14 protein-coding genes are annotated in these 12,379 nt (G+C 39.8%); 5 read left to right on the top strand and 9 right to left on the bottom strand.

From position 1 onward, the window contains the following. Window positions 1-7: 7 nt before the first annotated feature. Together J4E76_RS06195 and J4E76_RS06190 are read right to left on the bottom strand one after the other, a co-directional pair. The gene (locus J4E76_RS06195; protein ID WP_208502167.1) at window positions 8-952 is read right to left on the bottom strand and encodes a hypothetical protein; all 945 of its coding nucleotides are present in this window, start codon (window positions 950-952) and stop codon (window positions 8-10) included. Between the two features lie 136 nt (window positions 953-1,088). Continuing rightward, the gene (locus J4E76_RS06190; RefSeq protein ID WP_208502165.1) at window positions 1,089-2,858 is read right to left on the bottom strand and encodes a tetratricopeptide repeat protein; all 1,770 of its coding nucleotides are present in this window, start codon (window positions 2,856-2,858) and stop codon (window positions 1,089-1,091) included. Between the two features lie 243 nt (window positions 2,859-3,101). Here J4E76_RS06190 and J4E76_RS06185 point away from each other — a divergent pair, with 243 nt between their 5' ends. Then, the gene (locus J4E76_RS06185) at window positions 3,102-3,548 is read left to right on the top strand and encodes an outer membrane insertion C- signal (RefSeq protein ID WP_236017284.1); all 447 of its coding nucleotides are present in this window, start codon (window positions 3,102-3,104) and stop codon (window positions 3,546-3,548) included. A gap of 40 nt (window positions 3,549-3,588) precedes the next feature. On the opposite strand, the gene J4E76_RS06180 is transcribed toward J4E76_RS06185, so the two are convergent. The 7 genes from J4E76_RS06180 to J4E76_RS06150 all read right to left on the bottom strand — a co-directional run bounded on the left by J4E76_RS06180 (window position 3,589) and on the right by J4E76_RS06150 (window position 9,476). Further along, window positions 3,589-4,743: an MFS transporter gene (locus J4E76_RS06180; RefSeq protein ID WP_208502163.1), complete on the bottom strand. Its 1,155-nt coding sequence runs from the start codon at window positions 4,741-4,743 to the stop codon at window positions 3,589-3,591. Window positions 4,744-4,754: 11 nt separating this feature from the next. Further along, window positions 4,755-5,204: a MarR family winged helix-turn-helix transcriptional regulator gene (locus J4E76_RS06175; RefSeq protein WP_208502161.1), complete on the bottom strand. Its 450-nt coding sequence runs from the start codon at window positions 5,202-5,204 to the stop codon at window positions 4,755-4,757. A gap of 124 nt (window positions 5,205-5,328) precedes the next feature. Next, a complete protein-coding gene (locus tag J4E76_RS06170; RefSeq protein WP_208502159.1) occupies window positions 5,329-5,700 on the bottom strand; it encodes a cupredoxin domain-containing protein in 372 nt (123 codons plus the stop codon). Window positions 5,701-5,738: 38 nt separating this feature from the next. After that, complete coding sequence (locus J4E76_RS06165; protein WP_208502157.1) at window positions 5,739-6,290, bottom strand: carboxymuconolactone decarboxylase family protein; 552 nt, start codon at window positions 6,288-6,290, stop codon at window positions 5,739-5,741. Window positions 6,291-6,474: 184 nt separating this feature from the next. Continuing rightward, window positions 6,475-6,825: a DoxX family protein gene (locus J4E76_RS06160; RefSeq protein WP_208502155.1), complete on the bottom strand. Its 351-nt coding sequence runs from the start codon at window positions 6,823-6,825 to the stop codon at window positions 6,475-6,477. A 7-nt stretch (window positions 6,826-6,832) separates the two neighbouring features. Then, window positions 6,833-9,016: a molybdopterin cofactor-binding domain-containing protein gene (locus tag J4E76_RS06155; RefSeq protein WP_208502154.1), complete on the bottom strand. Its 2,184-nt coding sequence runs from the start codon at window positions 9,014-9,016 to the stop codon at window positions 6,833-6,835. After that, on the bottom strand, window positions 9,003-9,476 hold the full coding sequence (locus tag J4E76_RS06150) for a (2Fe-2S)-binding protein (RefSeq protein ID WP_208502152.1): 474 nt from the start codon (window positions 9,474-9,476) through the stop codon (window positions 9,003-9,005). The genes J4E76_RS06155 and J4E76_RS06150 overlap by 14 nt, the downstream gene beginning before the upstream one ends. 147 nt (window positions 9,477-9,623) lie before the next feature. Here J4E76_RS06150 and J4E76_RS06145 point away from each other — a divergent pair, with 147 nt between their 5' ends. From J4E76_RS06145 to J4E76_RS06130, 4 genes are all read left to right on the top strand, one after another. Continuing rightward, window positions 9,624-10,364: a hypothetical protein gene (locus J4E76_RS06145; protein WP_236017283.1), complete on the top strand. Its 741-nt coding sequence runs from the start codon at window positions 9,624-9,626 to the stop codon at window positions 10,362-10,364. A gap of 6 nt (window positions 10,365-10,370) precedes the next feature. Continuing rightward, complete coding sequence (locus J4E76_RS06140) at window positions 10,371-11,126, top strand: phosphopeptide-binding protein (RefSeq protein WP_208502150.1); 756 nt, start codon at window positions 10,371-10,373, stop codon at window positions 11,124-11,126. Window position 11,127: 1 nt separating this feature from the next. Next, window positions 11,128-11,394: a DUF2024 family protein gene (locus J4E76_RS06135; RefSeq protein ID WP_208502148.1), complete on the top strand. Its 267-nt coding sequence runs from the start codon at window positions 11,128-11,130 to the stop codon at window positions 11,392-11,394. A gap of 368 nt (window positions 11,395-11,762) precedes the next feature. Further along, window positions 11,763-12,365: a MarR family winged helix-turn-helix transcriptional regulator gene (locus tag J4E76_RS06130; RefSeq protein ID WP_208502147.1), complete on the top strand. Its 603-nt coding sequence runs from the start codon at window positions 11,763-11,765 to the stop codon at window positions 12,363-12,365. Window positions 12,366-12,379 lie beyond the last annotated feature (14 nt).

The raw sequence follows: 12,379 nt of genomic DNA, 5'->3' as shown, positions 1-12,379 counted from the left end.
TCGTGTTTTATTCTAGATGGTAATTAACTTCAAAATCAGGATTTTCACCTTCTACGTATTTAAAGTTAATTGACTTGGGTTTAGTCTCAAACCTATCGATAATCAAAGGACAGGTTAGCCCTGACATGTATGGATGAATTATCACGTCTTCAAAGACTCTAATGGTAGTAAAAGAATTAAGGTATTCATAGGGGTGTGCAGGTATATCTATTCTCCTTTCATAATTCAAAGGAGGAACGTTTTTAAAATCGAGGTCATAGATTGTACCCAAGGACACCCTGTCTGGAACTTCCAGTTCATTTTTGTCGGGTCCTACCAAACACGCATCTATATAAATGTTTTGAGGAATGAAGGTGCCTTCAGGATTTAGAAACCTCACCAAGTTTCTAGTAAGTGGCACCTGACATTCCTTTTTCAAACCTGCCTGCATTGTTTCGGAAATAATTATGTCATAAGTGTCTTTTATCTCAACCTCTGGTAATGTGGCATCAGCAAGAATGGTGTGTTTTAGGTACTTACTGATTCCCCAATCCGAATACAGTCTATTCATGGCATCCATCGAAATAGGATTATACTCCAGCATAGTGAATTGCACTTGGTCTGTGGTGTATATTGTTGTAAAAGGTGTCAATAGAGTAGCGTAAGGACCACACCCAGCATAAAGAATTTCCACGGGGCGGTTTAAGTCTTTACTAAGCTCGCTCTCAATGGCATTATGAATACCTCTCAAGAACAGGACTGTTCGCATCATGTCTTTAAGACAATGGGCTGCAGCAATTGGCGATACAATCTGGCCACTTTCTGCTTTGATGAAATGAGCATCTGTGAGGTCAGTGGCTTCGATTTGGGTAGGCTTGACATATTGGTCGTACATCCAATCGATGCCCTCCTTAATCTTTGAATAATCGTCTTTAGAAAAGAGTAAGTACTCAGTGGCTGTTTTAAAATCCATATGTTTTATTGTGGTGACTTCTATGTTTATCTGCTATTGCAACCATCGTTCTTGTTTGCAAAGCCTTTATGTCTTTACATATTTATTATACCTATTTTGAGACCCAGCAATGATCTCAAGGTAGAGGTGCGTCTCTTTAGTGAGCGGTTTTTCCAAATGCAGGACTTTCGAACCAAATTTCAGTATCTGTATAACAGACCATGAAGTCCAAAGATTGACCAGTTTCCCCTTGAATTGATTGTTCAAAGAATGCAACTGCCTGACCCCAATGATTATCAACTCGATCTGGGTTATTACTCAATTCAATGTGATCGTCAAGAAAGAGTGTATACCAAAAAGCAATTCCATGGATTGGTTTTGAAGAATCGACTTGGACCGTTAGCGGTAATTTTCTGCACTGACCTTCCGGTAGTGCATGCCATGTCTTTTTGAAGTCTACATCTAGGATTTTAAACTCAGAAGAGCAAAACTCATGATTCACTTCGCTGAGGTTCTGAGTGATGTATTCTCCTGGTACTCTAAATTGATCAAATGCAGAAACATCAAATCCAGAAATGGTCGTAATAGGGTTAAAAGCAGCTAGTGTTTCAGAATGTAGCAGCCGTCCTTTTATTTCTGCAGCCTTAGGGATAACGATACAGTCATCAGAAGCAAGTTTTTCCAGAGCGTGCCGAAATGAAGGCATTGCACCTTCACCTAACAGACCTGAATCAAAGATTTCGGCAATAATCACATTAGGAGTCTCTTGGAGATCACTTTTGATTAGTTGGGTGGACTTTCTGTCAAACACCTCGATTCGATTAGAAAAACCATTCTTTTCTATGTTGAGCTTTGCGACATCCGCTATGTATTTAGACATTTCACAAGCGTATATTTTTTTCGCACCATCTCGGGCAGCCATCATTGAAAGTAGGCCAGAACCTGTGCCAATGTCTAATACTACGGAGTCTTTATTTACGCTCTTTTTGATGGCTTTTTCAAACGCATCATTTCGCTCTTGGTCCGCTAACATTTTTAGATGCCAAGGAGGTACAAAACGAGTCATTACTTTTGCCAAGTTCTGATGCGCGGCCAGACTATCTGGATTTTGTTCTAGGACGCTGCGAAAGGTTTCAATAGCCTCATCAAACTGACCAAGTTCCTGATAAATTGTGCCTAAAAGATTTAAGGTGATGTTATCCTGAGGAATTAGTTGATTGGCTTTTTCAAGAAGTGGAAGCGCCTCTGCGTATCGTAGTTGTGCAAGTAAGAATCTCCCGTATTCGAAATTAGTACGAAATTGGGCTGGATCGAGAGAAATAGCCATATGAAAGTTCTTACCTGCTTCCTCTAAATTTCCCTCTACTTCAAATATACTGCCTAGATTGATGAAGGGTTCGGGCAAGGTCGGTTGCTTTTCAACGAGTTCAAGAAGTACAGCTTTTGCCTGAGACAATTTTTCTTGCATGAATAGTGCCTGAGCTAAAAGTAGAAAGGCATTTGGGCTCGCGGCACTAGATTTAATTGCTGAAGTCAATAGTACTTCGGCATCACCTAAAGCGCCTAAATGAATATGGAGCTGAGACAGTTGTAATATTGCTACTTCATTATCAGGAACTTCCTTATGAGCTTTTTCTATTGCATTTCTAGCGCCTTGGAAGTCTTGAACCTGACTTAGAAGTTGCCCGAGCTGCATAAGCCTTTCAAAACTGTTTTTTTCAATTTCAATTAACTTTTTCAGATGGGCTATCGCACTTTGGATATTTCCAGAGGCTAAGTAAAATTGAAAAATATCAGTTAGTACTTCTTTCGATTCGGGAGCGTCACTTAAGGCCTCCTTGAAATATATTTCGGCATTTATGAAATCACCTGATAATTGAAATTGTCTTGCTTTCTGAAGCAATGGAAGGCCCGAGGCAGTATCCATAAATACATGTGTTGGTTTATTAACATCAATAATATTCAAAGTTGTTGGAACCAACAAGTATTATGTAAGTTCAACGAGACTTATGATCAGAAGTCATCAAAAGGACAAACTCTTTGACCTGTCAAAGCCTGTTGATTTATAAAAAGGATTGGGAATTATAAAGTGAGAGTGTTCAAATAAATTGCTGGCTTTTCGTGTTATTAGCAATAACATATAATTCAATCACTCATTCAAAACAATATTATGAATTTAAGAAAACTCTTACTCAGCATGACCTTAGTATTAATGTCAGCATTATTTACCCAAGTAAAAGGTCAAGAGCTTGGTATACGCTTCGGGAACGGAACAGTTGGAGATGTGGCGCTAGATGCTGTTTTTTCACTGGGTGAATTTAGTAGGGTGCATGCAAACTTATCATTTGGAGATGATCAAGTGGGAGTTGATGCGCTAGTGGACTTTATATACAAACCCTTTGGCCCTGAGAATTTCAATTGGTATGCAGGTGCAGGCCCCTTTGTCGGATTAGGAGATGATTTTCAGTTGGGAGCCGTTGGCGAGATAGGATTAGAGTATCACTTTGACGAAGTGCCATTAGCGCTGGGTTTAGATTGGCGACCAGCATTTCGTTTAGTGGATGATACTGACTTTACTGTCGAAGGATTTGGTTTTAATCTGCGCTTTGTATTTTAAAAAAGAGTAGACCAAGAAACCATGATTGGTTTGAGGCCTACTATTGTTTAATCAAACGTTTATTGCGAATCAATACTATGATAGACACCAAGATCATTGCGATTGATAGGTAAAGAAATCCTCCTTTGATAGAAGTGAAGTTGACTAATGGCTGAAAGAAAAGGGGGGATGCAAACTGACCTAGAAAAATGAATGTGGTTAGTAGTCCGAGTACTTTACCTCTATTTTCAGGCGAAGCCATGGTAACCAGGCACAAGTTCGAATTAGGCATAAGCAGTCCGGCACCCAGCCCGGAAATCACCAAGCCTGGAAAGGTCATTGCGTAGCTGTTTGCCGTAGAAATTAGTAAATACCCTATGCCCATAAACAGAAAAGTAAGGCCATAAATCTGATAGTGAGTAAGCCTACGCTTGAGTTTAGGGTATTGAAAGGACATGATGCCACCAATAAGCATCACACTTGATATTGCCAGTCCAGTTTCAAAACTCCCAACCTCAGAAATTTCTTGCATCAAGAAGGGTATCTGTACTGGCATTAAGTAGAAGGTTACCATACCTAAGAATGAAACGATGAAAATCGTCCAGGCCAGTTTAGGTATGGCTTTGTCAATATCACTCTTTTCGTTGATTTCTTGTTTCTTAGGCTCTTTCAGGAAGATAAGAACAAGGGGGAAAGCGATAAATGCTAGTAGGTATACAGCAAAAGGATAGCGCCAACTGATGTCTGCCAAAGCTCCTCCAAAGGTGATAAATAAAGTGCCAGACAGTGCCATTATGCCAGCTTGAGTACCCAGGAATTGTTGCCTTTCATCTCCTTCAAAATAATCGCCAATCAAAGCTACTGCTGTAGTCATAATGCCTCCTACAGCAATGCCAAGAAATGCCCTGCTTATGATAATTTCAACTAAGGTATTGAGGTAAAGTCCGGCACTTCCTGCTGCGGCATATAGCAAAAGCATAAATGCTAATAGTTTAATTCTACCAAATTTGTCAATAAACCATCCTGAAATAGGGGATGTAAGCGCGATCAAAAGACCGGGTATGGTCAGAACAAGTTTTACAAGTGTTTCTGCCGAAGGATTGTCTGGAAATGCCTTCGTCATTTCTGGAAGAGAGGGAGCAATTGTTGCTCCTGCCATAACAGTCATCATACTACAGAGTAAGATGACTGCTTTGACAATGGGTTTATTTTTCAAATTGGCGTGGCCTAAGCCCGAAGTTTATTGAGTAATTGATTTAGAACCTTAAGCTCTTTCCCGTTCAAGTTATCGGTAATCTCATTAATAACTGACATCTCATTATCAAGCTTTTCCAAAAGATCCAATCCAGCATCGTCTATAAAGACTTGGATTTTTCGTCCATCGTGTGGGCAGGGCTTTTTCCAAATCAACTTCTTGGCGCATAACTTATCCACCAGTCTGGATGCATCGGCATTACCAATAATCATCAATTCTTTGATTTCTAATGTGCTAATAGGAGCAGAGTTCTGATCCTTTAAAATTCTCAACACGTTCAATTGCGGCAACGAGATGTCATACGGCTTTAGCTGTTCTGTTATCCTTTGGCCTAACCAATAACCAGTATAAATGATATTGACACGGGTTTGGTGCTTCTCGTTCTGGAATGTTCCTTTTATTAACTGTTCGTCTAGTGTCATTTCGATTAGCTTAACAATCTAATACAATGTTGTAACACAGAATGAGTATTACAAGTTTCATAACAAAAAAGGCCAGTCCGACTAGTCGAACTGGCACTTAAACTCAACACTCAAATCAACTAACTTATTCTTTTACAATGATTTGGTAATGCGGTGTAGGATTCAACGGGCAAAAGTAATTGTAAGTACCAGCTTTTAGTTCAACTACTTTGGAAGAAGCTTTTTCACCGTCTTTGATAGCTTTCGGTAAGTAGCCAGCCTTAATGTGGTCACCTTCTTTACCGTTTGTTACAGGTGCTATTACGAAACCTACTTCGTGATCTACTCCTGAGTTGGTCACTTCGAAGATGTATTTTCCAGGCTTCAATGTGAGTGCTTCTGTAGTAAATTTACCAGGTGTCTGGTCTAACTTGATAACTTTTGCTTCATCCTTTTGGGCAAAACCTGTTGCTACAAATCCTACTAGCAACGCGATAATCATTAATGATCTTTTCATCTTTCTTTGTATTTATAAATAGTGTTTGTTTCGATTGATTATGCCAATACTGTATCTAGTGACTTGGCTGCTGGGAAGTCAATTGCAATCCCGGTAATGTTGTTTACATAGTTGGTAACTGTGTTGTCTGCAACTAACAATACCAAGTCGATCAAGGCTGCATTGTCAAATCCTTGAGCGAAGAAGTCCTCTACATTGTTAGCAGATGGTCTTCCGTGGTTTTTGGTTATGTCCTTAGCCAATGTCACAAGTGAATTAAGTCTAAGGTCACTGCTGTTACCTGCTCTTAGGTCAAGCGTTTCTTCTTCAGTCAGACCACTCATTTTACCGATGGTGGTGTGTGCTGCTTGGCAATATGAACAACCATTTGTTTCTGCTACTGCTAAGGCCACGGCTTCTCTTTCTTTAGCATTGAATGAGCCTTGTGCTTGTGCACCTTGAAAGGCCAAATACGATCCTAGAGCGTTGGCAGAATTTCCAATAGTAGCATAGATATTAGGAATCATACCTATTTTCTTATTCACATTGTCTAAAATTTCTTGAGCTGCTGGGCTCACTTCTTCTCGGGTAGGAACTTCAAATGTTCTCATGATTATATATGTTTTAAATTTTTCAGTTTCAAAATTCAGATACAAAACCAGTGTTGCAACATTAAAGTTCAAACATTGAAATGAATATTTAAAAATTCTGACCAACTTGACTCCAACATTCAGTTGGTCAGATACTTATGTTCGAATATTTTTTTGATTAAATGAAAATAGAAGGGAATAAGCGCTAGATATATGCCCAAGCCCAATAGATAAGCCAAAGCTGAATTGGTAGTCTAAACCAGAGTATAGCTCTATACCAAAGCCTCTTTCCCTTATATTTCACTACCATGTCAATATTAGCCGGGAATACACCAATCAGCACTGCAATAATGCCCCAAGCTCCGATGGTTTGGGTTTCTGGAAATAGCAGTAGTAGTCCGAATAATACCTCTAGTAGACCACTAAGGTAGACTAACTCTAAATGGTAGGGGATGTAGCTGGGCATAATTTTCACATATGCCTTTGGCTTCCAAAAGTGTGCTAGGCCGGCTATGATATACATGCCGGCCATAATGTAAAGTGATTGGTCTTCCAAGGGGGACTTAGATTTTCTGTAGGTCGAATGGCAAAATTCTCATCCTTTTCCCACTTAGATCAAACACTGCATTGGCCAAGGCAGGTGCTATTGGAGGTAAGCCTGGTTCACCTACCCCGCCAGGAGCTTCATTATTCTCCATTAAGTGAACTTGAATGTCTCTAGGTGCCTCATTCATTCTGAGCATCCTATAGGTATCAAAGTTTGCTTCCTGGGCAGCACCATTCTTAAAGGTAATGGCATCCTTCAGAGCTGCGGTCAATCCATAAATGATGTTTCCTTCAGTTTGAGCGATGACTTGATCCGGATTCACGTAAATGCCACAGTCGACAACGGAAACAACTTTTGGCATGGACACTTTGCCGTTTTCTCGCTTTAAAAACACCGCATGAGCTACAATGGATCCAAAACTTTCGACAATGGCTACACCCTTACCTTCGTTCTCTCCGAGCTTCTCGTTCCAATTAGACTGTTCTTCCAATTTTTCCAAGACCTTGATAAACCTTGGCTCAGACTTGAGCTTAGTCTTTCTAAACTGAAGAGGGTCAACTTTCAACTCAAAGGCCATTTCATCTATGAAGCTTTCATGGGGGAAGGCATTTGTAGAACCAAAAACTGATCGCCACCAGTGTATAGGTATTTGATTTTTATATTCAGAATACCTTACTGATATATCATCAAAATCGTAATGAGTGTTAATGGCTTCCATTACTTCGAAAGGGACACGTCCATTAGAAGGTCTACTCTGAGTGGTAATGGCAGGGCTTACAACTTTATGTTGTAGTCCAATTCTATTATCTGAATTGAATGACATGGTCATTCGATGAAAACTCGTTTGCCTAAATGGTCCTTGTGTAGTATCATCCTCTCGAGACCAAATCAGTTTTACTGGCTTTCTCAATGCTTTTGATATCTGAAAACACTCTTCTAATGAGTCATTCATCGATCTTCTACCAAAACCACCTCCTAGGAAGGGTAGATGTACTTTGATTTTTTCTTCGGCTTGGTTGTCTGGGATACCAAGTTGCCTAGCAAATTGTCTTTGTACTTGCGGACTTTGGCTTGGTGCCCATACTTCAACAGTATTATCTTCTCTCACATGTACTGTCGCATTCATAGGTTCCATGCATGAGTGCGCAACATGTGGTAGTCTATAGTGAGATGTCTTTACTTTTATGTCGCTACTCGCACCTCTTTGTCCTTTACTAGCCTCAAAATCTCCTTTCTCGAAGTGTTCAAGCCCTTTTTCCTGAGCAAGCTGGGCCATATCAGTATTGATACTCTCTGTAGAAATCTGAGAAAACTCAGCATTGTCCCATTCGGCACTTAATTTCTTTCTCCCTTCCGTTGCGGCATAATAGGTTTCAGCAACCACCGCAATACCGGTGTTCTTTTTGCCATACACAGTACGTGTGACTTCCATTACTTCAATAACGCCTTTGACAGACTTGGCCGCATCGGCATCATAGCTGGTTACTGTTCCTTGAAGGGTAGGGCACCTTTCTATAGTCGCATATAGCAAGCCTTCTGTTTGTGCGTCAATGCCATAATCCGCACTGCCATTGACTTTGCCAACTAAATCGGGTCTATGAGTTGCTTTACCAATGATATTAAAGTCAGCCTTGTTCTTTAAAGTTGGCTTTTTGGGAAGTTCAAGTTTAGCAGCACTGGCAACCAAATCGCCATAAGGCAATGCATCTTTCGATCCTTTTTTATAGACAACACCTTCTTTTACTTCACAATTAGAAGCGTCAACTCCCCATTGTTTGGCTGCGGCCTGAACTAGAACCTCTCTGGTGGCTGCACCTAGCTGCCTCATGGGCATAAACATACTGCGCACGCTTCTACTACCACCGATCGATTGGCGGCCGTACTTTCTGGAAGCACTGGCTTTCACAATGGTAACTTGTTCCATCGTAACACCAAGTTCTTCGGCAATGATGGCCGGAATACCTTGAAAGATTCCTTGTCCCAACTCGGGTACGTGTGCCATAATCGTGACTTCACCACTTTCACTAATCGTGACATATGGATTGATCTGGATACCGTTGATTAAATCTTCCGGCATGATCATTTTCAAAGTGCTTTTATCCGAACCGAAAGCGAGGCTATCAAAACCAACGGCAAGCATAGCTCCTGCCATTCCGGAGACCTGAAGAAATCTTCTTCTATTGAGTTTATTTGCTTTCATTACTAATCTCTTTTGAGGCCAAGTGAATTGCTTTTCTTATGCGATGGTAGGTACCACATCTACAAACGTTGCCAGACATGGCTTGATCAATGTCCTCATCGCTAGGAGATGGATTCTTTTCAAGTAAGGCTGAAGCCGACATGATCTGTCCTGATTGGCAGTAGCCACACTGAGGCGCTTGAACATCTAACCACGCCTTTTGAACGGGGTGCGAATTATCTTCTGAAAGTCCCTCGATTGTAGTAATACTTTGGCCTACAATGGCGCTAACAGGCAATGAACATGATCTCACCGGGTTCCCATTTAAATGAACTGTGCACGCTCCACACTGAGCAATTCCACATCCGTATTTTGTTCCTGTTAAGCCGACCTCGTCTCTAATAGCCCAGAGTAGGGGCGTTTGAGGTTCGGCTTCAATAGTGTATTCCTTACTATTGATGTTGAGTTTATAAGAAGCCATATGTAGAGTATTTGATACTTACAAGTTACATGATATGTGCTCTATTTCATCAATATGGGGTCAGAAGAAGTTTTTTAAATAGTTAGGGAACCAAACTAAATAAATCATAGTTTGATAATTAGTAAGTAATCCTAACTAAAAATGAAAATGAAAAATCAAACCTTAATTGCATTCTTGATTGCAATCTTTTGCCCACAATTGATTTGGGGACAAACTCAACTACAACATCAGGACAATTTTAAAACAACTCCAGATTTCAAGATAAAGGAGGTAAATGCACAGTATAATGCCGAAATCGCAAGCATTGTCCTTGAGATACAGGTCAACGGTGTAGCAGGAAAGACGGTGTCTGAAGTACACGGAAGTTTGGATGGTGCACCGGTATTAGGATATGTTTTTCCCACAACCTTGAATGCCAGGGATGTTGGCTTTAATGAGACAGCCGGTATTGTAGCACTAGCACTAACTTCACATCCAGATTTTGACGATACTCCTTTATGGGATGAGAACTCTGATGCCGTCTTTGACAATGATGGAATTATTTGGCATCCACATTGGGTGATTCTAACAGAAGATAAACGCGTAGCAGGAGGCTTGGCTGTAAAACAATTTGACGCCAATGACAAATCTGTGAAACTACCTCCAACCAACCCTGGAATGCCGATGTACATGGATTCTCCAGGCTACCCAGTTATTACTAAAGGGAATACTATTAGAGTTGTAGTACCACTTTATAGGATCAATAATAGGACAGATTTTAAGTTTGACGGAGTCACTGCCTATATGCAGGTGAACACCTCAGACGCACAGAGACCTATGCTTGGTGTTTATGAAGTGTACTCAGTGGCTTCAGGCAATCTTAGTTTGCCTTATAGTGTCTCAAAATAAAGTGAGGTGAAAAGTATAGCACTTTTATTCATATACATACTGGTGGCCTTGTTTCTTCAAGGTTGCCAGTCTTTAGCAGGTGCTCCTAAAATCGAGGTGATTGCACAGGAAAGGTCAATGGTTTCGAATGGAGAATTGGAATTATTGAGCTCATTGGATTCATTGAACCTTAAAGAGTTACACTTGAATTTCCGCGTCTCGAATTTTGAACTGGGAGAAAAAACGTTATCTAAACGTTCAGAGTTGTTGGCCAATTCAGGTGCTGGTCAGCACATTCATGTTTTGTTGGATGATGAACCCTACATGGCCAAGTATGAGACTGGATTTGAACTACAGTTGCCTGAAGGAAGTCATACCTTTCTAGCTTTTTTGTCTAGGTCCTATCACGAAAGTGTAAAAACGGATCACTCATATGTGATCAAGGAACTGACAATAGGCACTGAAGCACAAAATTCAAAGCAAATAGATACTAAAGGGGTTTATTACAGTCGTCCAAAAGGGAGTTACAATTTAGATAGTGACAAGAGCCCAATACTTCTAGATTTTTTCTTAGTAGGTACTGAGTTAAAAGATGGGGTTAAGATTCGAGCTCTAATTGATGGAGAGGAATTCATCTTAGAGAAATGGACGCCATACTTTATATATGGTATTACAGAGGGAGTCCATTCAATCTCACTCGAGTTGATTGACCAAGATGGACATTGGGTTATGGGAAAGAAAAATTACTCCGGGGAAAGACATTTTAACGTAAAATTTAATTGAAATGAAAGCAGCAGTTTTTGATACTTACGTGACTAGGAAAAATGGTCGCGTTATGCATTTTGATATAATAACCCAAGAAGGTGAGTCTATCGAACATGTGATCGAGTATGGGAAAGAATACTTGCAAACCAAAAATGAAGAAGGGCAAGTTTTAAGCTCGAAAGAGTGTCGTTTTTGTCACATTGAGATGGCCACAAATGAAATGGAAACATCTATTTTAAATAAGGGGTACTTTATTTTGGAGATGGAAGGTTGCCGAGATGCATAGAACGGAGATAATTGAGAATCATTCCGATAAACTCAACCTTATAAATGAGTTAATTGATCAAAGGAAGTATGTCAAAATTCAGTATTTCAACGAAATTCATGAATTTCATACAGAATCAAGTTTGATTAAAACACTGAATAACAGAGTTATAGAGTTGGTAAGTGGGCAGTTTATCAATATAGATTCAATTGTTAGCTTGGAGGGCCAAGTAATGTCAGAGTATAGTCACATAATTGATTTTACTTGTGACTGCTAGAGGTATTATAGCTTGAACAAGGTTTAGATTGACCAAACTTTTCTGATCTTAGTAGGTGATCCTTAGAAAGGAATTTGGCTAAAAATGCCCGAGACTATTTTATAAGATGAGTATGGATATTATTGATGATAACAAAGCTTCAGAGTCTGAAACTGAGTTTAAAATTAGCTTGGTTTTATCCAAGCTGTCAGATTTTTACCGCCAATTACTCTGGTCCCAAGCTCAACCACACGGTTTGAGCCCAATACAGGTTCAATTAATTCTCTTTATAAAAAATCATTCTTCTGCTTTGAGCAAGGTGAGCCAACTCGCAAAGGAATTTCAGATGACAAAGGCTACAATTAGTGATTCAGTTAGAGTTTTAGTGGACAAAAATCTATTGAGAAAGGTATCGGAAATTAATGACAAGAGAAGTTTTTCATTACACCTGACAACTAGGGGAGTACAACTGGCAAATACTATTGAAAGTTATCAAGGTGATTTTCACAAGGCATTATCTAAACTGGGAACTGAAAAAAAGACAAATCTATTCAAGGGGCTTTTCGAACTTTTAGATAGACTAAATGAAGAAGGGCTTATTCCTGTTCAACGGATGTGTTTTAATTGTAGTTTCTATCATGGTGATAAGGAAAATAGCCATATGTGTTCTTTTTTGAAAAAGAATCTTCAGACTACTGATATTAGGGTAGATTGCGGAGATTTCAAATCAAAATAAAAAGGGCCTCGATA

Origin of the sequence: Roseivirga sp. E12, assembly GCF_017592825.1 — a bacterium.
Classification (GTDB): Bacteria; Bacteroidota; Bacteroidia; order Cytophagales; family Cyclobacteriaceae; genus Roseivirga.
The sequence above is the reverse complement of the archived record's forward strand: the minus strand, read 5'-3'. Positions and strand labels throughout refer to the sequence as shown.